We start from the raw sequence: 24,826 nt of genomic DNA, 5'->3' as shown, positions 1-24,826 counted from the left end.
CCGCTCCATCCGCCGCCGGACTCCCACTCAATTTTGTCAATAGTGCAACAACCCACAGCATCACCGGCAGGATACTGGTCCGGCCCGGTGATCAGACCAGAAATTTCCGGACATCGATTCTGTATTCGTCCGGGTCCACGGCCCGCAGGATGCGATCCTGGGTGCCGGGTTTCGCCAGTTCAATGGTTTCTACCGTGATCGGCATCCGGAACTTCGTATGGTACATCACCCGGACCGTCGGCAATCGCTGGTCGGCCTCGTTGGTTTCCACCACCACGCCTAGCCGGCCGCTTTCCAGCAGCACCATGGAGCCGACCGGGTAAAGACCAATGCAGCGGATAAACTGCCGGACCAGCAGCGGGTCCAGGTGATCACCGCTCCACTCCAGCAGCTTTTTCAGACCCTGTGTCGGAGTCATGCCCTTGTGGTAGACCCGATCCGCCGTGATGGCGTCGTAGACATCGGTAATGGCAACCATCCGGCCATACTCGGAAATTTCCTCGCCCTTGAGGCCTTCGGGATAGCCGGTGCCGTCCAGGCGCTCATGGTGCTGGGCGGCGGTGATCACGGCCAGTTCGCCAATACCCTCGGTGGTGGCGAGAATGTCCCTGGAATGCCGGGCGTGAAGCTTCATCACCTCGAACTCTTCCGGGCTCAGGCGCCCCGGTTTGTGCAGAATCTCGTCCGGGGTCAGGATCTTGCCGAGGTCGTGGAGCAGGGCGCCCACGATGGTCTGGTGCAGCACATCGGCCGACAACCCGCGATGATTGCCGAACAGGGACATCAGTACGCTGAGATTGACCGAGTGCTCGAGCAGGTAATTGTCTTTTTCCCGGATGCGGCCCAGACAGCTCAGGGCGTTGGCATTGCGGAACACCGAATGCTGGAGCTCCTGGGCCAGCCCATGAATCGGCGCAATGTCGATGGCAGTGCCCATCTTGACGTTGGTCATGAAATCGCCCACCAGCCCCTGGGCCTGGCTGTGAATCCGCTGGGCAATCACGATTTCTTCGGCAAGCGGAACATGCGGCCGCAGGCCCGGTGCCTTTTCGCCCGCCCGCTGAAGGGCTGATTCGTTTCTGCGATCCACTTCCGCGGCGGTTTCGGCATCCTGGGTATCAATGCCTTTCGAGGCGTCGATATAGACGAATTGCACGCCCATCCGGCGGATTTTCTCGATGGTTTCGTCTTTTTTGATCACACCGCGCTTGCGCTGGGCGTTATGAGGAATCCAGTCGTTGTTCAGGTCGGCGATGTACATGCCAACCTTCAGTGCCGAGATAGGGACGCGCTTGATCATTCGCCGGGGAAAAACGTCCTTAAGCTGTTCTGATAGGTCATGCCAATCACCTCGTCCAGAGGCAGTGCTTTCACCTCCGCGATTTTCTCGGCAACAAAGGGCAGGTAAAAGGGCGCGTTTTCCCTCCCACGGTAGGGAACCGGGGTGAGGAAGGGCGAGTCCGTTTCCAGCAGGATCTGCTCGATGGGGGCCATGCGCACGATGTCCCGAACATTCTCCGCCTTGTTGAAGGTGGTGATGCCGTTGAAGCCCAGGCACCAGCCCTGATCCAGGGCATAGCGGGCAAGCCCCGGTCCGGAGGTGAAACTGTGGATCACGCCCCGGCGTTTGAGGCTGTCTTCAAACTCACCGAGAATGGCGATGGTGTCGTCGTCCGCTTCCCGGCTGTGAATGACCACCGGCCGGTCGGTATCGCAGGCGATCTGCAGCTGGCGCCGGAACACCTCCCGCTGAATTTCGCGATCGGCGTTGTCGTAGAAATAGTCCAGGCCGATTTCACCCACGGCGACGATTTTCTCGTCACCGGCATGGGCGCGGATTTCGACCTCGACCTCATCGGAATAGCCTTCCGCATCATGGGGATGAATCCCCTGGGTACCGTAAATCCAGGGTGCAATCTGGCTGAGTTCGCGGACACGGGCCAGGTTGTCCGGAGACACCGCAATGGTGATCACTTTTTCGATGTTCACGCCCCGGGTCTGCTCAAGGGTGTCCTCCAGGGGGCGATCCTTGAGGTAATCGAGGTGGCAGTGGGTCTCGATGATCGGGTGATCGAATACGGGAATCTCGCGACGTTTTTTACTCATTGCCAGCTACTACACTCCATCGCAACCAGCGTTTTGGCTGCTATTCTGAGAATTTGGTCACGCAAGTCTACCAGCTTGTACGATTGTTGACCTGCATTACCTTCATAGGCAATGGCACGGAGCACCCTGATGAAATTATCGGCATTTGCCAGTTCCTTCCTGTTCGACCCGAAGAAGCCCCGGTTCCGGGATTACCCGACCCAACTGGATGATGACGACAAGGCCCTGCCCGGGCTGGAATCCAGCCTGGGCCAGATTGGTGAATACCAGCGCCGGCTGTGGGCCAACCGGGCCAGGGCGATATTGCTGGTCGCCCACGGCCCGGATACCAGTGGCAAGGACAGCCTGATCCGCACCCTGGCGACCTACGCCGATCCTGCCGGCTTCCACGCCTGGTCGTTCAGCCGGCCACAGGGCGCCGAAATCCGGCACGATTTTCTCTGGCGGGTGACGCCCTTCCTGCCGGGTTTCGGAGAGATGGTGGCGTTCAATCGCAGTCACCACGAGGCGGTCATTGCCGAGCGGGTCTGGCCGGTGCATGCGCCTGAAAGCTATAACTGGGATAACCGGTACCGGTCGATCCGGAATTTCGAGAATCATCTGGTGGAGGAAGGCACCACACTGGTCAAAATCTGGCTCAATCTGTCGGAAGACGAGCATCGCGAACGCCTTGTCAAGCGTCTGGACAAGCCGCGAAAACGCTGGAAGTTCGACAAGTCTGACATCGACGGCTGGGAAAAACGTCATCAGTATCAGGTGTTTGCCGAAGAGGCCATGGCGGCCACCCACACGGAGCAGGCGCCCTGGTTCGTGGTGCCGGGCGACCGGAAACCCCAGGCCCGGGCCATCGTGGCGGCGTTGCTGGCAGAGCAGTTGCAACACCTGGCCCCGGAGTATCCCAGGGAGGATCAGGCCGTACTCGACGATTATCGCAGGCTGTTGGCCGAAAGTGGCGTGAAGTAAACTCGATGGAGAGGCACATGCACATTGTTGTTGTCGGTGGTGGCGTCGTGGGGATGACCACCGCCTATGAACTGAATCGCCGGGGCCATGCGGTGACAGTACTGGAGCGCCACAGCGTGGCGGGAAACGAGACCAGCAAGGCGAATGCGGCCCAGCGATCCTACGGTGTGGTCTACCCCTGGGCCGATCCGGCCATAGTGTTCAAGGCCATACCCTGGATTCTCAAGCCGGACGGCCCCCTGAAGCTCCGGTTTCCGCCCTCCGTGGAAACATTGAAATTCATGTTCGCCACCCTCCGCTACGCCTGGTCTCCGGGCCTGTTCGGCCTGAATCGCCGGGCCATGCTGCGCCTCGGCATCCACAGCCGGGAGCGCTTCCTTGCTCTGGAACAGGAGCTGGACCTGAGTTTTGATGGCGACCACCGGGGCCTGCTGCACCTGGCCAGCACGCGGGAAGCTCTGGGAAATTACCGGGTCACCCACAGCCTGTTGAACGAGCTGGGGATCCCCTCCCGGCTGCTCACCCCGGAACAGGTCCGCGAAGCGGAGCCCGGCATGGTCGGCAATGGCCCGCTCTACGGCGCCCTGAGCTACGACACTGACGGCACTGGCGACTGTCACCAGTTCTCCCGGGCGCTCGCCAAGGCGTGCGAGACAAAAGGAGTGACGGTGCGCTACAACGTGGAAGCGGAAAAACTGATTGCCGATGGCCAGCAGGTGAGTGCCATCACCCTGAGAACAGACGACGGCATCATGGAGACCCTGGAAGCGGATGCCTTCGTGATCAGCGCCGGGTGCTGGTCAAATCATCTGGTGCAGCCCCTGGGCCTGGAGTTGCCCATCTATCCGGTGAAAGGTTACAGCCTTACCGTCCCGATGATAGACCCGAAACGAGGCCCGACGTCCACCATCCATGACGACAACTACAAAGTTGTCTCTACCCGCCTGGGTAATCGGCTGCGCGCCACCGGCTTTGTCGAACTGGCGGACTTCAATAGAGATATTCCAGAGGCGAGGCTGGCGACGATCCGCAAATCGGTAGAATCACGGTTCCCCGGCTGCGCGGATCTTGATGCCGCCGAAACCTGGACCGGTTTCCGCCCCATGACACCGGATGGGCCGGCGATCATTGGGCGAGGTCCCCGAGACAATCTTTACCTCAACACTGGCCATGGCACTTTCGGCTGGACCCTGTCCGCCGGCAGTGCCGATGTCATTGCCCAGGTAATCGAGGGCGAGGAACCGGCCATTTGCCTCGATGCCTTCAGGCCTGGGAGGTTTTCCGAATAAATCGGCGAACTCGGTGCGTGAGCCGGTCTGGTGGCCCTTTCCGGGATACGCTGTAAATACGTCCCTGTACGCTTGGCGAAAACCATCCCTGGTTTTCGACAATCCCGGAAAGGGCCACGAGACCGACTCCCGGGCGTTGGAGTATCCCGGGAGGGCTTATTCGTTCGGCTCTTTCTCAGAAGCCGAGCGCGCCTGAGAGCCAAGCTGACGCTCAATGTTCGAGCACAGCGTATGAACAAACCCGATATCCCGATCAGACAACAAGGGTAGCCGCTCGAAAACCCAGTGGGACAGCTTTCCCCCGGGCGGTGTGTCCAGCTCCGGTAGCAGAGTTTCGAGCCGGCTGCGGAGGGCCCCAAGACGATAGTCATCGGCAGGCTCACTCGGGTTATCCATAGCTTCGGAAAGCCCGGACATTTCCCAGGCGTAAAGCATCACGGACTGGGCAAGATTCAGGGAGGGGTAGGCGACCTTCATGGGAATGCCGGTCAGCAGATCGCACAGCGCCAGTTCGTCATTGGACAGCCCCCGGTCCTCGCGGCCAAACACCAGTGCTGCCGTGGCTGCGGATGAACCCTTGATAGCCAGCACGTCCCGCAGGCGTGAGGGCGAGTGCCAGTCCTGGCGCTGGTGCCGGGTCTTGGCGGAGGTACCCATCAGCAGGTCTACGGAGTTTCTTACCGCAGCCAGATCGGGGAAAATGCGCGCATTGTCCAGGATGTGGTCGCTGCCATGGGCCAGCCAGTGGGCTTCCGGGCGGGTGTGCAGGTCCGAATTGACCAGCCAGAGCTCGCGGAAGCCCATGGTGCACAGGGCGCGGGCGGCCGCTCCGACATTTTCCGGAACCTTGGGTTCAACAAGTACAAAGGCCAGTTGCATGACGTTACCTCCGGCGGCGAGTTTACACCACGGCGCGGAATCTTTTTACCAGCGATGGCAGCAGCTGAACGACTGGCTGGTGCAGCACCGGGAGTTCTGGCAACCGGCGCCGTTCATGACACCGGAACCGGCCTGGGCTGAGCGTTACCCGCAGTTGGCGACCCTTGTGGCGGAACTGTCCGATGACGACTGCAACCGCCTCGATGAATGCCCGGAGGTATTGGCAGAGCGGGCATCCCGCTGGCTGCCCTCGCTGGCGGATTATTCTGAACGGGTTGAATTGCCCGAGCTGTCACCGTCGCCAGGGCACATCGCGGCAGCCACTCTGCCGGAAATCCGGGCGACGGATATGCCCGGCCGTAAACGACAGCAGGCCGGCGCCTTTGCCGCGGCGCTGGTGCCTCTCACCGAGCCGGCCCTGGACTGGTGTTGCGGCAAGGGGCACCTCTCCCGGACCCTCGCGCCGCTCTGCCCCGGGGAGGTTCAGGGGCTTGAGTGGAACCCGGAACTGGTGGCCGATGGTAACCGACTGGCCCGGCACTTCGGGGATCGGGTGTCGATCCGTTGCCAGGATGTCATGGCGCCCGGTCTGGCGCTTGCGAGCGATCGCCATGGCATCGCCCTGCATGCCTGTGGCGATCTGCACCGGCGCCTGCTGGCGCAGGGCAGCCGGTCGGGTTTGCCACGGCTGAGTCTCTCGCCCTGCTGCTACCACCTTACCGACCAGCAGACCTATCGGCCGCTGTCAGCGCGGGCGCAGGCGCACCCTGACGGGCTTGAGCTGGACCGCAACGATCTGCGGCTGGCGGTTCAGGAAACCGTCACCGCACCGGCCAGGGTGCGGGAGCACACCCGCATCGTCAGCCAGTGGCGCCTGGGCTTTGACGGTCTTCAGCGCGAACTGCGTGGCCAGGACACCTACCTGCCGGTACCGCCCCACCCGGCGCGGCTGATGAGCCAGGGGTTCCCGGCGTTCTGCCGCTGGGCGGCCAATAAAAAGCGCCTGACCCTGCCCGATCACATCAACTTTGATGCCTGGCTGGCGTTCGGAGAACGGCGGCTCGAGCGCGTTCGTCGCTACGAGCTGGTGCGGCATCTGTTCCGGCGCCCACTCGAACTGTGGGTGGTACGGGATTATGCGGTTTTTCTGGAAGAGCAGGGCTATCGGGTCCGGCTGGGTGCGTTTTGCCAGCGGTCGCTGACGCCACGCAACCTGCTGCTGGACGCGGTCAGGGTTTGCGGTACTCCACCCGCTCGACACAGCCGTCCCTGAAGTAAACGTAAGTCAGTTCGTAGAGCGCGCCATAATAGCGGGTCTGGTAGATCCAGACCTCCCGGGGGTTGATGTAGGTTTCCGGCGGGTTGCCAAAGGCCCGGCGAACCTGTTCCCGGGTCATGCCCCGGACGACCTGCTCCCGCACCAGATACCGGCGCAGATCGGTGGAATTGATGAACCGGCAGGTGCCTTCGGCCTGCTCCGGTCCTGCCAGCAACAGCAAAGTCGTTATCAGGGCCATGGCCTGGACCATCGGTTTCTCGCCTCTAGCCGGAACGAAAAAAGGCGCCCGCAGGCGCCTTTTCATCGGTTCAGGATACTCCCTTGCTCAGCGGAGAACCTGAATGCGGGCTTCCACGCGACGGTTGGCTGCACGACCCTCGGCGGTGTCGTTGGAGGCAACCGGCTGCATCTCACCATAACCTACGGCGTTCACGCGTGACGGATCAATCCCCAGAGGCCCGGTCAGGCGGCTGGCAACAGCCTCGGCACGACGTTGGGACAGGAGCTGGTTGTAGGCAGCTTCACCGCGGCTGTCGGAGTGACCGGCGATTTCCACGACGGTTTCCGGATTTGCCTTCATGAACTCGGCGACCCGGCGGATTTCGTTGTCAAAGGCGTTACCGATGACCGAGCTGTTGGTCGGGAACTGTACTTCGATTTCAAACGTCTGGATGGTCTCGACCACACCCTCGCAGCCATTGGCCTCGACCTCGACACCGGCGGCGGTACCGCGGCACTCGTCGCTGCTGTTGGCCACACCGTCGTTATCGCTGTCGAGCTCACAGCCACGGGCGTCTACATCAACGTTTTGCGGTGTGTTGGGGCAGGCGTCGCGGGCATCGGCCACGGCGTCCATATCGGCGTCCGGCTCGCAGCCACTGGCGTCAACAATACGCTCGGCCATAGTCGCCGGGCACTGATCCCGGGCATCAGGGACGCCGTCATTATCGGTGTCTTGAGGCATGCTGACGGTCGATTGCGCCACCGTACGGGTAAACGCAAGGCTGATGCCCAGGGATACCTGGGTGTCGAAGGTGCTTTCATCAATTCCGTGGAACTCACGCAGATCGCCCCGCAGAGAAATCGAGTCACTCACGTTGTAACGGAAGCCGGTACCCACATTGACCCGGGTTTCATCGTGATTGGTGCCGGCGGTACGCACACCGCTGGCGGCGTCGGTTCCGAAATCGGCCTGGCCGGCGCCCAGGGACACATACGGGTTCCAGGCTTCGTCCGGGCCGGCAAAGTAATAGGTGCCATCGACTCGCACTTCATCAAACTCGGAGGTGCCGGGCACGTACTTCCGGTCAGCGTTGGCCCGTGAATAGAGTGCTTCCACCGCCCAGTTCGGCTGGAAGCGGTATTCCACGCCCACACCGAAGGTGCCGGTTTCGCTCAGGTCACGCTCATCGTCGAACAGTTGGTAGCCGGCGAAAGGGTTGATGTAGATGGTTTCCTGACGATCTGCGAGAGCGGGAGTTGCCAGGACAGTGGCCAGGGCAGCCAGGGTAATCGGACGCATGACGTTCATGCAGAACCTCCTGTTCATGATTGATGTGGAGCTGCACTCTCTTTTTATAAAAAGTGCTTGTTTACTGCGAATTTAGGCCAGTAAGCCAAAAAAAACAAAAAATTGATACACGTTGTTACGTAAGCAATTGTACCTTGCCATTCCATACGTGCCCGGAACCAATTCAGGTCAGAGCGGTAAAGTACAGGTGCGCACTTTTCTTGCTGAAGTTCAGGGTCTCGCCGTTATCGAAATGCACTTCAAACGAGTTTTCGTCCTCGGTCACCACTGACCCGGGGCCGAAAATGGCGTGACTCAGACGTGTATGGTGCCAGAGGGGTTCCATCGAACTGGCGGATACCGCGGATTCGCCTTCCAGGATGACATTTTCCCGGCTGGCATAACGCTGGCTGACCGGGGTCAGCGGTGCACTGATGTTCACTTTGGCGGTGTCGGCGGGGTTGCGTTGATCCAGCCATTGCCCGAACTCCCCGGCCAGTTCAAAACAGCATTCCTCGACAAAACGGCTGGGTCCCTGGTCGCCATCAAGGTGGGGCTGATTGCTACCAGGCCGGGTGATCAGATGCAGGTGCTGGCGGGTGCGGGTCATGGCCACATACAACAACCGCCGTTCACTCTCCAGGAACGCTCGCGCATTGTCCTGGGGCCGGGGTGTGTAGGGCAGATACTTCTCCTGAAGGCCGGGAATGATCACTGTGGGCCACTCCAGCCCCTTGGTGCGATGGATGGTCGACAACAGAACACCGCCGGCCTGTTTGGTGCCGGCCTGCTGCTTCAGGGCGTTCAGGTGCGCCAGGGCACCGTCTGCGGTGACATTGAGGCTTTTCAGGTACTGCCGGAACCCTTGAACGGTATCGATCCGTTCCTCGGCGCTTTCGTGGGTTAACGCCAGGCTCCGAATGCCCTCATAGAGATCGGTATGTTCGGCGTAAACGCTGATCAGCCCCGCCACTGGCCCGCCATAACTGCGCAGCTGGGCCAGCACCTCGCCCAGTTTCCGAAGCTTGCGGGCCGCCATCGGCGCCAGGGCGTCAAAATCCAGCGCCAGCAATCGCTCGTGCCAGCCACCGGCAAACCCCGAGAGAAATCGCGCCAGCTGCTCCAGCTCCGGCTCCTTCAGCCCGACGTGGGGAAACCGCAACAGCTGCCTGGCCAGCTCCAGCCGGTCCTCGTCCGGCAGCTTCTCCAGTTTACCTGTAACCACCACCAGTAAGGCGGTAATGGCCTGCACCTCCCGGCTGAACAACGCACCCTTGCCGGCATCGATCCGATAGGGAATCTGCCGGGCCAGCAGCTGCAGCTCGATGGGTACGCTCTGGCTCCAGACCCGGAACAGAATCGCCGTGCCTGTCAGGTCCGTCTCAGACTGGTTTGTCAGAATCTGCAGGACCGTATCCGCATCACTCTCGGCCCGGTGCAGGGAAATCTCCGTCGGCGGCGTGGAAGGGTGCGCATGGCAGAGCACATTCTTGCGCCCGGTGTTATGACAGATCAGATGGTTGGCCAGCAGCGCCACCCGATGGCCGTAACGGAAGGTGTAACTCAGCGTCTGCTCCAGTGGGCTTTCAAACTCATCGCTGAACCGTTTGAGAATAAACTCCGGCTTCGCGCCCCGGAACTCGTAGATGGTCTGGTCCGGGTCCCCGACGACCGTCACCCGGGCCCTGTCACCGGCCACGTACCGTAGCAAAAGATGCTGGATCTCATTGGTATCCTGGTACTCATCCACCAGAATCAGGTCCATCTTGTTGCCCACCAGCCGCTGCAACGGCGGGTTCTGGTGAATCGCCATCACCGGCTCATACAGCATATCCGCATAACTGATCCGCCCCTGGCCCTTGCGCCATTGCTCAAAGCTGTGGAACAAATCAACCAGATACTTGTGCTTGTCCGAATACCCCAGCTCGTCAAACACAATCTCGGCCGGCGACAGCGTCGTCTTTACCAGATCAATAAACCCCGTCGCCGTTTCGACAAAATCCTTCTTGTTGCGGCGGATCTCGTCCGCCAGATCCTCCGGCGCCAGCCTCCGCGTTAACTGCCAGGCCTGAAAACTGATCTCCTGCTCGGTCAGAATCTTCTCCGAAAACCCCGGCAGGTAGCCCTCACGGACAAACCGCTTGTACAGCCGCAGACCCATGGCGTGATAGGTCCGGATCTCCGGCAGCGCCAGCCCGGTCTGCGAGCAGACCCCCTGCAGCTTGCGCTCGAAATCCACCCGGGCGCTCCGGTTGAACATCAACACCAGCACCCGGTCCGGATCATGCCCCTGCTCCAGCAGATAGCGAATTCGCCAGGCCAGGGTCGACGTCTTGCCACTGCCGGCCACAGCGGTGATCACCGCATGCTCGAAGCCCGCGGTAATAATCGCCCGCTGCTCATCGGTGAGGTAATCCGGAAGGTTGGTGGTATCAGGAATTTGGGGTTCGGTCGGCATGGCCGGTATTGTAACGGCTCTGCTGGTAGAGCGGATACCGCTCCCGCATAATTGATTTCAGAGCAATTAGCGATAATTGAAGACTCCAGCTCCCAAGTTTGACGGCGGTGTCTGGGCACACTTTCCAAAACTGTGCGGAGCCATGGATGGCGGAGCCCAAGCGCCCCATGGATGGGCCGTAAGGAGCGTGTTTTGGAAAGTGTGCCCAGACCCCGCTAACTCCCAAACCAAAAGGTCTGAATAATGGAAATGTCAGAATCCGTAAATGTACTAGGCGAAAAACTGGAAGCCTGCGGCAAAGACCCGATTACCGGCTTCTACCGCGATGGCTGCTGCAACGTCGGCCCCGATGACTTTGGCCTGCACGCCGTCTGTGCCGTGGTCACCGACGACTTCCTCGAATTCTCCAAAGCCCGGGGCAACGACCTCAGCACCCCCAGACCCGAGTTCGGCTTCGAAGGCCTGAAAGCCGGCGACAGCTGGTGCCTGTGCGCCGCCCGCTGGCAGGAAGCTTTCGAAGCCGGCTGCGCGCCAAGAGTGCGCCTGCGGGCCACCCACCAGGCCGCTCTGGAAAAGTGCGCCCTTGACGACCTCAAGGCCCACGGTGCCGACCTTAGCTGATGCGCCACGCAGGGTCTGATCAGCTGCCAGATCTTGCTGCCTGGCAACGCCTGCAACGCAGCCTTGCGACCAGCGGCGAACGCCGGCTGGTCCTGCTGGAAGGCGACCGCGATGCCGCCGTTCAGTGGCTGGCCGCCCTGTTGCCGGGCCTGGCGATGACGACCGGTGTCTGGACCGGCCCCGCTGAAGACTCCCCGGACCACCGGCTGAACCAGCTGGTGCCGTCATCAGCCCGGAAATGGCTCGGCCGGGAACTCTCGGTCATCGCCTGGGATGGCTGGCAGGGCAATCCGCCGGACGCCTTTGCGGCATTGTCCGGCGCGCTCACCGCCGGAGGACTGCTGTTCTGGTTGATGCCGCCCCTGCACCAGTGGCGGCGTTTTGCCGACCCGGATTACGGCCGGACCGGCCTGGACCATGACGGCGGACATCCTTTTGCCGCCCGCATGGCCGGGCTGGTTTCCGATCACCCGGCGGTTATCCGAGTGTTTCCGGACCAGACAGCGCTGCCGCGCCTGCCCGTTCCCGCCTTGCCCGAGACCGGGTTCCGTGTTGAAACCACCAGTGACCAGCAACATCTGATCGGTCGGCTGGTCCGGTTTGGCCTGGGCCGTCGGCGCCGCCCGGTTGTGGTCACTGCTGACCGGGGCCGGGGCAAATCGGCGGCCCTGGGCATTGCCGCGGCGAAACTGCTGCAACAGGGCAGGCGCAACATCCTTGTGTCGGCGCCGGCGCACCATAACGTCGAAACCCTGTTCCGGCATGCCCGCGAAACACTGGGCGATCAGTTGGAAAACGAGAGCCCCGGAGAGCTGACGACCCGGGCCGGGTGCTGCCTGAAGTATCTGCCGATCCGGGACATGCTGGCGGCTGGGCCGGAAGCCGAGGTGGTGATGGTGGATGAGGCCGCCGCCATTCCGGCACCGCTGCTCAAGGCCGTACTTCTGGGCTGGCCCAGAGTGGCCTTTGCCACCACCGTGCACGGTTACGAAGGCGCCGGAAGGGGCTTCGCCATTCGCTTTCGCCGGGTGCTGGATCAGTGGACGCCCCACTGGCAAGCACTGACTCTGGCCCAGCCGGTGCGCTGGGCCGAAGGCGATCCGCTGGAAGCCCTGATTTCGGAACTGTTTATGCTGGCGGCGGACGAAGGTGAGCCCACAGAAACGTCTGGCCCTGGCGAACAACTGATCATCGAGCCCTGGCAGCCGGCCCGGACCACTGATACGGAATTGTCCGCGGCTTTCGGCCTGTTGGTGGACGCCCATTACCGCACCTCCCCCGCGGACCTTCGGCAGTGGCTGGACGATCCCGCTGCTCATAGCTGGCGGGCCCGGATCGGCGACCGAACTGTTGGTGTGCTCTGGTGTGCCCTCGAAGGCGGCCTGGCACCCGCGCTTGCGGACCAGATCAGCCTCGGTACCCGGCGTATCCGGGGTCACCTGCTGCCGCAGTCCCTGGCCAGCCATAGCGGTTACCCGGAGGCCGCCTCCCTGCGGTGCCTGCGCGTGGTCCGAATCGCCGTGGCGGCGGATTCCCGGCGGCTGGGTATCGGTCATCGCCTGGTCGAGGCAGCACGGGATGTCGCCAGCCACCAGGGCCTGGATTATCTCGGCACCAGCTTTGGTGGCAGTACCGATCTGCTGGCGTTCTGGCAGGGCTGCGGCCTGCAGGTGGTGCGGACCGGTCTGCACCAGGAGGCGTCCAGTGGCGAATACCCGCTGCAGATGCTTCTGGGCCTGAGTTCATCCGGGCGGGAAATGGCCGGGCGCATCCGGAGCCGGCTGGCCCGCCACTGGCTGACACTGGCACCGGAGAACTGGCCCGAGCTTGAACCGAGCCTGCTGGCGGGCATCACCGCAGACCTGCCTCCGGGCCCGCGGCCGGATAGCGACGACCTGAGGGATCTGCACCATTTCGCCAACGGCCACCGCGGCTTCCGGATGACGGTTCCGGTGCTGCGACAACTGAGCCGGGTACCGGGGGTCATGGCGTGGCTGCTGCATCAGGAGCCGCTTGCCCTTTGGTGTCGCGCGGTACTGCAGGGCCGGTCATGGCAGCGAATTCAGGCAGAGCGGCTGTGTCTTGGGCAAAAAGACGGTGAGGACGGTTTGCGGCAACTGGTTCGGGATCTGCTGGAAAACGGGCCGGAGTTGTGAACCGCTCGATTTAATTCCGTGCGCGGGCTGCCCAGAATAGGCCCACTTATCCATTCACAGAGATTGTTCGTTATGGCCAATGGAACCGGCTCCCACCGTTTTGCGCTGATCGTGCTTGTTCTGCTCAGCTTTCTCTCCGCATGCGCGTCCCAGAAACAGCCGGTAAAGCTCTCACCGCAGGACCTGGCCGAGGCTGATGCACTTCTGGTGTCAGCCGCAGCCAATGGTGAAAAACGGCGAGTGCAACTGCTCCTGTCGGCGGGCGCCAGAGTCAATGCCCGGGACTCGCAGGGCTATACCCCGGTGATGCGCGCCGCGGCGAACGGGCATTTGTCGGTGGTCAAGGTGTTGCTGTCGGCCGGTGCCAACGTCAATGTCAGCCAGGGTGGGGAATCCCTGCTCATGAAAGTTGTCGCCGGCGGCGATCTGCTAACCGCCGAAATGCTGCTGTCCGCCGGCGCCGACGTGAATTACCGCTCAGCCAGCGGCAAGACAGCGCTGGATGTCGCCCGCGCCAACAACAGCCGGGACCTGGAGATGCTGCTGGTCCAGGCCGGCGCGTCACTCTAGCAAAAGCGGCCGACAGGCTATTCCAGTCCCATCGGGTCGGTTTCGTCGTCCCATTCCGGCACGAAATGGGCGGCAACCACCGCCTCGGGGACATCGGCAAGCCGATCATAGGACCACCGGGGCTGGCGGTCCTTATCGATGGCCAGGGCCCGGATGCCCTCGCGCAGGTCGGGCCTGCGGATGCACTCCGAGACCATGGCCAGTTCCATCCGGAAAATATCCCTCAGGGGCATCTGCTGGGCCTTTTTCAATTGTGTCCACACCAGCCATGCCGACACCGGGCATCCCGTTCTGAGGGTGTTCATACAACTGGCCCACCACTCGCTGTCCACCTCGGCCGAGAGGAGCTGATCAATGACCTCCGGTAGCTCGTCGCCGGCGCTGAGCCGGGCAATGTATTGCTCATGCCGCTCCAGCTGGCTTGCCGGCAGCGCCCGGTAATCCGGGGCCTGGAGCTGATTGAGTAGCCGGAACAGGCGATTGTCATCGGCCGCCGCCTGGCCGGTCCAGCGCTCGCCCTGCAACCGTTCCAGCAGGGCAGTGCGATCCTCCGGCAGGATGGCCAGGTCGGCCAGGCCGACGCGAAGGCTGTCCGCGGCATTCAGGCGGGCGCCGGTCAATCCCATGAACAGGCCCAGTCGGCCGGGAAGCCGGTTCAGGAACCAACTGGCCCCGACATCCGGGAACAGGCCGATGCTGATTTCTGGCATGGCAAGCGTCAGATCCGGCGTCACCAGCCGGTACCGGCACCCGGCAAGCAGGCCCAGGCCACCGCCCATGACGATACCGTGGGCAAGCCCAACAACGGGTTTGGGAAACCGGTGGAGGCAGTAATCCAACCGGTATTCCTGGCGGAAGACACGGGCGGGCTTCCCGGGATCGGTGGGGTCCTGCAGCGCATGGTACAGTTCCCGGATATCACCGCCGGCGCAGAATCCCCGGTCACCGGCGCCCTGCAGGACAACAAGGCAGATCCGATCGTCGTCGGCCCAGCGGACCAGTGCCTCCTGGGCCTGCTCAAACATGCGCTCGGAAAGGGCGTTCAGGGCGCCGGGTGAGTTCAGTGTCAGCAGGCCAATGTGACCTTCGCGACAGACAAGTTCCTGGGCCTCTACAGGCATTGAGTGTATCTCCGGACAATGAAAATAATCTTTGGTACCGAAATGGCCGTACTATCTCACTAATGGCACCCCAACCGCCTGCGCAGATAAAGAGGACGATCGTCGAAGGAGGGTCCTTGATTTATCGCATTTGAGGTTCCGGGGCTGTGTGCTATAAGTTCTAGTCAGTTTACTGGCCGGTCCCGGCTGCCGGCCAAAAATCGTAAAAAGATGAGAGGGAATGAACCATGAATCTGAAACACTACGCTGTTGCGGGAATTCTTGCCTTCGGCGCTGCGCTTCCTGCGGTAGCTTCGGCGGCTGATCTTGCTGCCGGTAAAGCCAAGGCGGCTGTCTGCGCTGCCTGTCACGGCGCCAATGGCATCGCACAGATCCCAACCTACCCGAACCTGGCCGGCCAGAACGAGCAATACCTGGTGTTGGCACTCAAGGCCTACAAGAACAAGCAGCGCACTGGTGGCCAGGCGGTCATCATGCAGGGCCAGGCGGCTGCCCTGAGCGATGAAGACATTGCCAACCTGGCGGCATACTGGTCCAGCCTCCCTGCAGGCGGCGGCAAGTAAGCCGCTCTGACCTACCGGTCAGTGGTGCGGCTCAGGTCGCTCCGCTGACAATCCGGTAACTGGGTCGATAGGCCGAAGAGCCCGGCAGCTTCATCCGGTTCTGCGCAACAAACTGCTCCAGCATGGCTTCCAGCGGCCTGATCAGGCTCGGGTCACCGGCAATCTCAAACGGTCCCTTCTCCTGAACCTGGCGGATTCCTCCTTCCTTGACATTCCCGGCAACGATACCGCTGAAGGCCTTGCGCAGGTTGGCGGCGATCAGGTGCACGGGCTGGTCCCGGTGCAGCTCAAGCGCCCGCATATTGTCGTGATTCGGCTCAAAGGGTAACTGGAACACCGGATCGATTTTCAGCATCCAGTTGAAATAATATGCGTCCTGCATGGCGCGCCGGAAGGTTTCCACCTCCTTCATGCCTTTTTTCATGGTCTGTGCGACACGCACCGGATCATCAATGATGATTTCATATTTGCTGGCTGCCTCGTCGCCCAGCGCGTTGCGGATGAACCGGTCGATCATCTCGAAATACTCGGCATTCTCCTGCTGGCCGGTGAAGACCACCGGGAAGGGCAGATCAACATTGTCCGGGTGCAGCAGAATGCCCAGCAGGTAAAGAATTTCCTCAGCGGTACCGACACCGCCCGGGAACACAATCACCCCGTGGCCGCAGCGGACGAACGCCTCCAGGCGTTTTTCAATGTCCGGCATGATCACCAGTTCATTCACGATGGGGTTCGGCGCCTCGGCACCGATGATGCCGGGCTCGGTGATGCCAATGTAGCGGCCATTCTTTACCCGCTGCTTGGCATGGCCAATGGTGGCACCCTTCATGGGGCCCTTCATCGCGCCCGGCCCGCAACCAGTGCAGATGCTCAGGGATCTCAGGCCCAGTTGGTGGCCCACTTCCTTGCTGTACTGATATTCTTCCTGACCGATCGAGTGGCCGCCCCAGCACACCACCAGGTCGGGCTGCCGGCCGGCCTCTAGCACCCGCGCATTGCGCAGGATGTGGAAAACGTAATTGGTAATGTCTTCCGGGTCATCGCGCTGGAAGCCAGCGGCCGACTGGGGAATGGAGTGCGAGTAAATGATATCCCTGAGCACCGAAAAAAGGTGCTCCCGGAATGCCCTCAGCATTTCCCCATCCACAAAGGCATGGGCCGGGGCATTGATCAGTTCCAGCTTCAGGCCCCGGGGCTGCGGTACCAGCCGGACATCGAAGTCGGCATGGGATTCCATCAGGGTCTTGCAGTCGTCGGTTTCTATGCCGGTGTTCAGAACCGCGAGCGCACACTGGCGGAAGAGGCGATAGAGACCACCCTCGCTGCGATCCTTGAGCCGGTTGACCTCGTGGTTGGAAAGAATTTCAAGGCTGCCCTCAGGGGAAACCAGGGCATTGATGGTCATTTCCTGCATTAACGGTAACGCTCCTGAATGTTGCGGCAATGCCTGATTTTGAGGCAAGGAGTCAAAACGTTACACTAAGCGCTTTCACGTTCATACGCCACCCGACAAAATTCCGATTTATGAAACTGCTGATTCGTCCCGCTCCGGAAGTAGCCATCAAAAGCAAGCCCGTTCGCCGTCAACAGATGCGCCATTTGCGGCAGAACATCCGCAAGTTGCTGGCCCGGCTCGACCCGGAAATCCAGGTTGAAGGCAGTTGGGACCGGGTGGATGTGCAGGTGCCCGATGGCCGCGGGCTGTCCGGGCCGGTGGTCGATGCCCTGTTGCGCATTCCGGGCATTTCCACCATTCAGGAAATCGGTGTGTTTCCGCTGGTCAGCCTTGATGACGTTGCGCAAAAGGCAGTCGAAGCATTCTTAGGGCGATTGGCCGGCAAGACCTTCGCGGTCAGGGCACGGCGCCACGGCGAGCACAGCTTCCGCTCCATTGATCTGGAGAGGACCGTCGGTGCTGCACTGATGCAGGCATCCGGCGCTGCCGGGGTTGACCTGAAATCACCGCAGGTTGAGGTGCGCATCGAAGTCCAGGGCGATCAGTTCCATATTGCCCATCGCAAGCACCGGGGGTTGGGCGGTTATCCCCTGGGCAGTGTCGAAAATGTGCTTACTTTGATTTCCGGAGGCTACGATTCCTCGGTAGCGGCGTACCTGATGATGCGGCGGGGGCTTCGCAATCACTTTCTGTTTTTCAACCTCGGTGGCCCTGCCCACGAGGTTGGCGTGCGCCAGGTGGTGTATTACCTCTGGGACCGGTATGGCGCCTCGCACAGTGCCAAGTTTATCTCCGTGCCGTTTGAGGGCGTGGTGGCCGAGATCATGCGGTCGGTGAGTCATCGCCATTGGGGCGTGGTGCTGAAACGTCAGATGCTCAAGGCAGCGGCGGAGATTGCCCGCAAGAATAATTCGCTTGGCCTGGTCACCGGTGATGCCGTGGCCCAGGTGTCGAGCCAGACCCTGAGCAACCTGAACGTCGTGGACCGTGCCAGCGACGAAGTGGTTCTGCGCCCGCTGGTGTCCATGGACAAGGAATCCATTATCCGGATTGCCCGGGACATCGGCACCGAATCCTATGCCCGCACCATGCCCGAATACTGCGGCGTGATCTCCCGGAAGCCGGCGACCCGCGCAAGACTGCATCGGGTGGAGGAAGATGAAGCCCGGATGGACACCACGGTGCTGGCAACCGCCATTGAAACCCGGGAGGAAACGCCGGTGAACCGGTTGCTTGACACCAAGGTTACGCCGGAGGACATCGAACTGGTGAGGACACCTGCGGTCGATGACGTGATCATCGACGTGCGCCATCCCTTGGAGGGCGAACTGTCGCCGCTGGAGCTGACCAGCAATGAAATCCTGCAGATACCCTTCTACGAACTGAACCAGCAGATGTCAGGCCTGCCCGGAAATCGCCATTACCTGCTGTATTGCGATCACGGCACCATGAGCCGGATGCATGCGGGGCACCTGAAAGCCGAGGGGCACGAAAACGTCAAGGTATACGCGCCCGCCCTCTGAGATTTCAGCCTTCCAGCCCCTTGAAGAACTGCTGGACATTCTCGCTGAGGGTGTCCAGATCATAACCCCCTTCCTGGACCACCAGCATCGGCAGGCCCAACTGGCGCACCCGGGTACTGAGCTTGCAAAAGCCTTCCGAAGACACCGACACCTTGGCCTGGGGATCGTCCTTGTAGATGTCAAAACCGAGCGCGAGAACCAGCGCATCGGGCTGGAACAGTTTGATGGCCGCCAGGGCTTCGTCCAGTTTCGCGAAGAAATCATCCTCCGATGAGCCATGGGGCATGGGCATATTGATGTTGTAGCCGAAACCGTCACCTTCGCCCCGTTCGTTTTCATAGCCGGTGACCACCGGGTAGAAATTGGTGGGGTCGCCGTGGATGGAGATATAGAGCACATCACTCCGGTCGTAGAAGATCTCCTGAACACCCTGGCCGTGGTGCATGTCGGTGTCGAGAATCACGATTTTCGGGAACCGGCTTTTCATGTGCTCGGCGGCAATCGCGGCATTGTTCAGGTAGCAGAAGCCCCCGGCGGCGTCCCTGCGGGCATGATGCCCGGGCGGGCGACACACGGCGTAGGAAGTGCGCTCACCGGCAATCAGGGCGTCGGCGGCCCCGAGCGCCGTCTGGGCAGACCAGTAGGCGGCGTGCCAGGTGTTCTCGCCAATCGGCGAACTGCCATCCGCCTGGTATCGGGCGGCTTCGGCCAGAATGCCGGTGAGATGGTTGGGCGAGCGGACAAAGATGTTCGACATCACCTCGTCACCCCAGTCTCCCATTTCTTTCCAGCGGCGATGGGCGGATTCCAGGAAACGCAGATAGCCCAGATCATGAACCTTTGAAATGGGGCCGGCGCCCTGGTCGGCCGGCTGAAGCACGGAAACACCCATTTGCTTCAGGCCATTCAGCATCTGCTCGGTGCGGTCCGGCACTTCCTGGGGCTGGCGCATCTGGCCCCGCGTGAAGTAGGTCTTGGGAATGTGCTGGTCCTGTGCAGGATGGAAAAATGCTTTCATGGCCTGGCCTCCTGGATGTCTGGTTCTCCGAGTATAGGCACGGTCGGAGGATGATCAATAGCCGGCCCTTGACTTTACAGGCTCAGCCACAACACTCACTATGAAAGACATAAGCCAATGACGCAATGCCGTCCCGCAAGGGACGCCGCCAAACACCGAAAAGGAGCCAAGATGATTGAGTCACCACTTTTGGAAAAAATGACTGGCTACATTGGCGGTCGCTGGACAGACACTGCTGAAGGCAATACCTTTGATGTCTACAATCCCGCCACCGGTAAAGTCATCGCGAAAGTACCGTCAATGCCGGAGCAGGACATTCTGGCGGCTGTGGCTGCCGGCAAATCAGCCCTGAAACTGACCAGTCCGTATTCGATTGAAACCCGCCGAAAATGGCTCGAAGACATTCGGGACGCCCTGAAAGCCAACAAGGAAGAGGTTGGCCGGATTCTCTGCATGGAGCATGGAAAACCGCTGCAGGAAGCCCAGGGTGAAGTGGATTACGCGGCCGGCTTTTTCGACTACTGCTCCAAGCACATACAGGCACTGGACGCCCACACCATCCCGGAAAAGCCCAAGGACTGCACCTGGACTGTGCATTACCGGCCGATCGGTGTGGCCGGCCTGATCACGCCCTGGAACTTCCCCATCGGCATGATCGCCAAGAAACTCTCAGCGGCACTGGCGGCAGGTTGCCCGTCCGTGATCAAACCGGCCAGTGAAACCCCGCTGACCATGATTGCCCTGTTCACCCTGATGGACAAACACACCGACATGCCGGACGGCATGGTCAATCTGGTGATGGGCAAGGCCAGTGTGATCGGCAAGGTGCTGTGCGAAAGTCCCGATGTACCCATGCTCAGCTTCACCGGTTCAACCGAAGTGGGCCGCAAGTTGCTCGTCGACACCGCCGAGCAGGTCAAGAAGCTGGCCCTTGAGCTGGGTGGTAACGCGCCGTTCATCGTCTTTGACGATGCCGACCTGGACGCGGCCGCCGACAACCTGATCGCCAACAAATTCCGCGGTGGCGGCCAGACCTGCGTCTGCGCCAACCGGATCTTCGTGCACGAGAAGGTAGCCGATGCCTTTGGCCAGAAGCTTGCCGAGCGGGTCAACAAGATGACCGTCGGTGACGGCATCAACGGCGATGTGGATCTCGGGCCGCTGATCAACCAGGCCGGCTTCGACAAAGTGAAGCGTCACCTTGAGGATGCTCTCGATAAAGGCGCGAAGCTGGTCGCCGGCAAGCAGCCTGGCGATCTGAATGGCAACCTGTTCTTCCCGCCCACGGTGGTTCAGGGAATCAACCGCGACATGTACTGCTACCAGGAAGAGACCTTCGGCCCGTTGGTGCCCATGGCCCTGTTCCGCACGGAGGAGGAAGTCATCGATGCCGGTAACGACACCGAGTTCGGCCTGGCTTCCTACGTGTTCACCGGCGATGCCGAGCGCGCCCAGCGTGTGGCTGCCGGCCTGCGTTTCGGCCACTGCGGCTGGAACACTGGCACCGGCCCGACGCCGGAAGCGCCGTTTGGTGGCATGAAGGCTTCTGGTATTGGCCGGGAAGGCGGCCTGGAAGGTCTGTTCGAGTTTGTGGAAGCCCAAACCGTGCCGAGAGGTTTCTAAAAGAAAAGCCCTCGTCCCTGTGGGGGTGTCGCACGGGGGAGGTTCCCCTTCAGGACACGCTACGAGCACCCGCATGCGGGTCCAGCCTGCAATCATAGATTGCAGTCGTTCGGCTGTCGCATGAAGCTTCGCTTCATAAGCGCTCGGCCTCACCCATGTGCGCTTGGCTGTGGCCATCCATGGCCACAGACAGTCCTGAAGGGGAACCTCCCCCGCGCTCTTTCTGACAGTGGGTGAGGGTTTATCAAATCTTCTCGCCTGACATGAGTAGGTCGGATTAGCAAAGCGTAATCCGACAAGCCAGCTGAAAATATCCCCACCCGGAAATCCCGCATTTCTCCTGTTATACTCTCAGACCTGTTTATTTAACCAGTAGCGAACCGATTCTTTATGGACGTCTCCCACATCATCGATCCGTTGAACGATGCCCAACGTGAAGCTGTCACTGCCCAGAACGACCACCTTTTGGTTCTGGCCGGCGCCGGAAGTGGCAAAACCCGCGTCCTGGTCCATCGGATTGCCTGGTTGATGACCGTAGATCGTGTGCCCCCCACCGGTATCCTGGCGGTGACCTTCACCAACAAGGCCGCCAAGGAAATGCGCTACCGCATCGAGCAGATGATGCAGATTCCTGCCCGTGGCCTCTGGTTTGGCACCTTTCATGGCATCGCTCACCGTCTGCTGCGTTCACACTGGAAAGACGCCGGCCTGCCGGAGAACTTCCAGGTGCTGGACAGCGACGATCAGCTTCGGCTGATCAAGCGGGTGATGCGGGAAAACCAGATCGACGAGAGCAAGTGGCCGCCGAAGCAGGCCCAGTGGTTTATCAACAGCCAGAAGGACGAGGGGTTGCGGGCCGATCACATCCAGGAAAACCCGGGCGACCATTTCCTGTCGATCATGCTGAAGATCTATCGCCAGTACGAGAAGCTCTGCCAGCAGGGTGGCCTGGTGGATTTCGGTGAGCTGCTGTTGCGTTCCCACGAGCTCTGGCTGCACCGGCCGGAGCTTCTGGCCCATTACCAGAGCCGGTTCCAGCACATTCTGGTAGACGAGTTCCAGGACACCAACACCATTCAATACGCCTGGCTGCAGGTGCTCGCCAGCAATCGGGTGCCAATGACGGTGGTGGGGGACGACGATCAGTCCATCTACGGCTGGCGGGGTGCCAAGGTCGAGAACATCCAGCAATACCAGCGGGATTTCCCTAATGCCCGGCTGGTGCGGCTGGAGCAGAACTACCGGTCTACCCAGATGATCCTGAAGGCGGCCAACGCGGTGATCGCCAACAATCAGGGTCGGCTCGGCAAGGAGCTCTGGACCGATGGTCCGGAAGGCGAGCCGATCAGCCTGTACGCCGCCTTCAACGAGCAGGACGAAGCCAATTACATTGCCGACAGCATTTCCGCCTGGGTTCAGGACGGCAACCTGCGCAGTGAGTCGGCCATCCTGTATCGGTCCAACGCCCAGTCCCGGGTGCTGGAAGAATCCCTGATGCGCCAGGGCATTCCTTACCGGGTCTACGGCGGCCTGCGATTCTATGACCGCCAGGAAATCCGTAACGCATTGGCGTATTTGCGACTGGTACAGTACCGGCGCGATGACGCAGCCTTCGAGCGGGTGGTTAACGTCCCGCCCCGGGGCATCGGCGCCAAGAGCCTGGCTGAGCTTCGGGAATACGCCACGGAACAGGGCATTTCCCTGTGGGAATCCGCCGAACGGCTGCTGGAAGCCGGGCAGGTGAAAGGCAGGGCCAAAACCGGACTGCAGTCGTTTATCGCCATCATCGAAGGCCTGTCCGAAATGGTGGGCGATGCTTCGCTGCAGGGCCTGATGAAACAGACCATTGAGAACAGTGGGCTGAAGGATTACCACGCCAGCGAAAAAGGCGAGAAAGGTCAGGCCCGGGTGGAAAACCTGGAGGAGCTGGTTAACGCCCTCTCGGATTATGAAGTGGAAGACGGCGTTGATCCCCTGTCAGAATTCATCGCCCAGGCGGCCCTGGACGCGGGTGAATCCCAGGCGGAAGACCATGAAGACAGCGTTCAGTTGATGACCCTGCACTCTGCCAAGGGCCTGGAGTTTCCGCTGGTGTTTCTGGCGGGAGTGGAAGAGGGCCTGTTCCCCCACGGCATGTCCCTGGAAGAACCGGGTCGCATGGAGGAAGAACGCCGCCTGGCCTATGTGGGCATTACCCGGGCCATGAAAAAACTGGTGCTCACTTACGCTGAATCCCGCCGTCTGTACGGCCAGGAAAAGTTCAACGCCCTGTCCCGGTTCGTGCGGGAAATCCCCGGTGACTGTCTTCAGGAAGTGCGCTTGCGCAATACGGTGACCCGTCCAGCCATGGTGGCACGGCCCAATGAGAGCCTGTTCGCGCAGGATTCAGCCCAGCAGTCCGGGTTCAGCCTGGGGCAGCGCGTGCGTCACCCGAAATTCGGCGAAGGCATCGTAATGAACTCCGAGGGTACCGGGCATCACACTCGTGTACAGGTGAACTTTGATGAGGGCGCCAAGTGGCTGGTGCTGGCCTATGCGCCGCTGGAGGCGTGTTGAAGATGGGGTCAGATGAAAACGGGGTCAGATGAACTTTTCATCTGACCCCGTTTTCATCTGACCCCGGATTGATTACAGCCAGCCCTTGCGCTTGAAGTACCAGTAGGGCGCGATACCCGCCAGCACCATCAGGCCGAGGGCCCAGGGGTAGCCGAGTAACCACTTGAGCTCCGGCATATGCTCGAAGTTCATGCCGTAAATACTGGCGATGAGTGTTGGTGGCAGGAATACCACGGCGGCAATCGAGAAGATTTTGATGATCTGGTTCTGCTCGATGTTGATGAAGCCCTGGGTGGAGTCCATCAGGAAGTTGATCTTGTCGAACAGGAAGGTGGTGTGGGACATCAGGGTTTCGATGTCCCGATTGATTTCCCGGAGCGTTTCGCGGAGCTCGCCTTCCTTGCGGAGGTGTCTGAGCAGGAACGAGATGTTGCGCTGGGTATCCATCAGGCACAGGCGGGTCTTCCCGTTGCTGTCCTCCAGCTTGGCCAGGCGGTTGATGGCCTCGTCCAGCTCGGCCTCTTCGTCTTCGAGTACCAGGTAGCTGACGTCTTCAAGCTGCCGGTGCAGGTCTTCCAGACCGTCAGCATGGTTTTCCACTTTCTGTTCGAGCAGCGTCACCAGAAGCTCCGCAGCGTCCTGAGCCTCGACCTGGCCCCGCCGGGCGCGCATCCTGAGCAATCTGAAATCAGCCAGTTCACCCTCGCGAACGGTGATCAGGGTGTGTGTCTGAAGAATGCAGGCTACTGATACAGTCGAAAACCGTCCTTCGTTCTGGGTCAGGAAAAGTGAGTGAACATGTACCCCGGCCTGGTCAACAAAACAGCGGGCGGAGGCTTCGATTTCCTCGACGTCATCAAACTCGGGAATGTCGGTTTTCAGGAGTCCCTGGAGGATCTGTCGCTCGTCCTCGGTGGGCTCGTGGGCGTCAATCCAGTCGGCTTCATTCAGCCGTTTGCGGATGTCCGTGTCCGGAACGTCCAGCTCCTTGATCAGGCCGTTGACGATCTTGAAGAGTCTCAGCATGGGCATATCTCCGAATGGATGGCGGTTCTCGGAGCCTCTGAATAAACCCCGGTAACTTCGTGCTGGCTTTGCCGTTTTGCCGGGGCTTATTCAGAGATTCCATAACAGT

The 24,826-nt window shown here is 60.9% G+C and carries 18 protein-coding genes and 2 pseudogenes; 10 read left to right on the top strand and 10 right to left on the bottom strand.

What is annotated here, in order from left to right:
- Positions 1–91: 91 nt before the first annotated feature.
- On the bottom strand, positions 92–1,300 hold the full coding sequence (locus msub_RS14380; RefSeq protein ID WP_048496646.1) for an HD-GYP domain-containing protein: 1,209 nt from the start codon (positions 1,298–1,300) through the stop codon (positions 92–94).
- Positions 1,297–2,106 (bottom strand): TatD family hydrolase, encoded by an 810-nt coding sequence (locus msub_RS14375; RefSeq protein WP_048496645.1) that lies wholly within the window; start codon positions 2,104–2,106, stop codon positions 1,297–1,299. The genes msub_RS14380 and msub_RS14375 overlap by 4 nt, the downstream gene beginning before the upstream one ends.
- Before the next feature lie 111 nt (positions 2,107–2,217).
- Here msub_RS14375 and msub_RS14370 point away from each other — a divergent pair.
- Positions 2,218–2,976: pseudogene (locus msub_RS14370) on the top strand (polyphosphate kinase); the annotation flags it as partial.
- Entirely contained in the window at positions 2,910–4,358 is a 1,449-nt protein-coding gene (locus msub_RS14365) for a D-amino acid dehydrogenase (RefSeq protein WP_227506814.1), read from the top strand. The pseudogene msub_RS14370 and the gene msub_RS14365, both read left to right, overlap by 67 nt.
- A 156-nt stretch (positions 4,359–4,514) precedes the next feature.
- On the opposite strand, the gene msub_RS14360 is transcribed toward msub_RS14365, so the two are convergent.
- On the bottom strand, positions 4,515–5,237 hold the full coding sequence (locus msub_RS14360; protein WP_048496642.1) for a tRNA/rRNA methyltransferase: 723 nt from the start codon (positions 5,235–5,237) through the stop codon (positions 4,515–4,517).
- On the opposite strand from msub_RS14360, the gene msub_RS14355 reads away from it, so the two are divergent.
- Positions 5,236–6,510 carry a methyltransferase gene (locus tag msub_RS14355; RefSeq protein ID WP_048496641.1) on the top strand — a complete coding sequence of 425 codons (1,275 nt, stop codon included), beginning with the start codon at positions 5,236–5,238 and terminating at the stop codon, positions 6,508–6,510. The genes msub_RS14360 and msub_RS14355 overlap by 2 nt on opposite strands.
- Here msub_RS14355 and msub_RS14350 read toward each other — a convergent pair.
- The 3 genes and pseudogenes from msub_RS14350 to msub_RS14340 form a co-directional block, all read right to left on the bottom strand.
- On the bottom strand, positions 6,467–6,766 hold the full coding sequence (locus tag msub_RS14350) for a hypothetical protein (protein WP_048496640.1): 300 nt from the start codon (positions 6,764–6,766) through the stop codon (positions 6,467–6,469). The genes msub_RS14355 and msub_RS14350 overlap by 44 nt on opposite strands.
- Positions 6,767–6,841: 75 nt before the next feature.
- Entirely contained in the window at positions 6,842–8,047 is a 1,206-nt protein-coding gene (locus msub_RS14345; protein WP_048496639.1) for an OmpA family protein, read from the bottom strand.
- A gap of 163 nt (positions 8,048–8,210) precedes the next feature.
- Positions 8,211–10,533 (bottom strand): annotated as a pseudogene (locus msub_RS14340) (ATP-dependent helicase).
- A gap of 194 nt (positions 10,534–10,727) precedes the next feature.
- Between msub_RS14340 and msub_RS14335 the strand changes: the two are divergent.
- The 3 genes from msub_RS14335 (at position 10,728) to msub_RS14325 (ending at position 13,831) form a co-directional block, all read left to right on the top strand.
- A complete protein-coding gene (locus msub_RS14335) occupies positions 10,728–11,105 on the top strand; it encodes a DUF2237 family protein (RefSeq protein ID WP_048496637.1) in 378 nt (125 codons plus the stop codon).
- Positions 11,105–13,261: a tRNA(Met) cytidine acetyltransferase TmcA gene (locus msub_RS14330; RefSeq protein ID WP_048496636.1), complete on the top strand. Its 2,157-nt coding sequence runs from the start codon at positions 11,105–11,107 to the stop codon at positions 13,259–13,261. Before msub_RS14335 ends, msub_RS14330 begins: the two co-directional genes overlap by 1 nt.
- A gap of 72 nt (positions 13,262–13,333) precedes the next feature.
- Positions 13,334–13,831 carry an ankyrin repeat domain-containing protein gene (locus tag msub_RS14325; protein ID WP_048496635.1) on the top strand — a complete coding sequence of 166 codons (498 nt, stop codon included), beginning with the start codon at positions 13,334–13,336 and terminating at the stop codon, positions 13,829–13,831.
- Positions 13,832–13,848: 17 nt separating this feature from the next.
- On the opposite strand, the gene msub_RS14320 is transcribed toward msub_RS14325, so the two are convergent.
- A complete protein-coding gene (locus msub_RS14320; protein ID WP_048496634.1) occupies positions 13,849–14,952 on the bottom strand; it encodes an enoyl-CoA hydratase/isomerase family protein in 1,104 nt (367 codons plus the stop codon).
- 227 nt (positions 14,953–15,179) lie between these two features.
- Here msub_RS14320 and msub_RS14315 point away from each other — a divergent pair, with 227 nt between their 5' ends.
- On the top strand, positions 15,180–15,515 hold the full coding sequence (locus msub_RS14315) for a c-type cytochrome (protein ID WP_048496633.1): 336 nt from the start codon (positions 15,180–15,182) through the stop codon (positions 15,513–15,515).
- A 31-nt stretch (positions 15,516–15,546) separates the two neighbouring features.
- Here msub_RS14315 and ppnN read toward each other — a convergent pair whose 3' ends face one another.
- Positions 15,547–16,929: a nucleotide 5'-monophosphate nucleosidase PpnN gene (gene ppnN, locus msub_RS14310; protein ID WP_048496632.1), complete on the bottom strand. Its 1,383-nt coding sequence runs from the start codon at positions 16,927–16,929 to the stop codon at positions 15,547–15,549.
- Positions 16,930–17,039: 110 nt separating this feature from the next.
- On the opposite strand from ppnN, the gene thiI reads away from it, so the two are divergent.
- On the top strand, positions 17,040–18,494 hold the full coding sequence (gene thiI / locus msub_RS14305; RefSeq protein ID WP_048496631.1) for a tRNA uracil 4-sulfurtransferase ThiI: 1,455 nt from the start codon (positions 17,040–17,042) through the stop codon (positions 18,492–18,494).
- Positions 18,495–18,498: 4 nt separating this feature from the next.
- Here thiI and msub_RS14300 read toward each other — a convergent pair whose 3' ends face one another.
- Complete coding sequence (locus tag msub_RS14300) at positions 18,499–19,512, bottom strand: histone deacetylase family protein (protein ID WP_048496630.1); 1,014 nt, start codon at positions 19,510–19,512, stop codon at positions 18,499–18,501.
- A gap of 171 nt (positions 19,513–19,683) precedes the next feature.
- Here msub_RS14300 and msub_RS14295 point away from each other — a divergent pair, with 171 nt between their 5' ends.
- Positions 19,684–21,135 carry an NAD-dependent succinate-semialdehyde dehydrogenase gene (locus msub_RS14295; protein ID WP_048496629.1) on the top strand — a complete coding sequence of 484 codons (1,452 nt, stop codon included), beginning with the start codon at positions 19,684–19,686 and terminating at the stop codon, positions 21,133–21,135.
- A 390-nt stretch (positions 21,136–21,525) separates the two neighbouring features.
- Complete coding sequence (gene uvrD, locus msub_RS14290; RefSeq protein ID WP_048496628.1) at positions 21,526–23,691, top strand: DNA helicase II; 2,166 nt, start codon at positions 21,526–21,528, stop codon at positions 23,689–23,691.
- A 72-nt stretch (positions 23,692–23,763) separates the two neighbouring features.
- Here the strand turns inward: uvrD and corA are convergent, their stop codons facing one another.
- Entirely contained in the window at positions 23,764–24,717 is a 954-nt protein-coding gene (corA, locus tag msub_RS14285) for a magnesium/cobalt transporter CorA (protein ID WP_048496627.1), read from the bottom strand.
- Positions 24,718–24,826 lie beyond the last annotated feature (109 nt).

Source organism: Marinobacter subterrani (genome assembly GCF_001045555.1).
GTDB lineage: Bacteria > Pseudomonadota > Gammaproteobacteria > Pseudomonadales > Oleiphilaceae > Marinobacter > Marinobacter subterrani.
The sequence above is the reverse complement of the archived record's forward strand: the minus strand, read 5'-3'. Positions and strand labels throughout refer to the sequence as shown.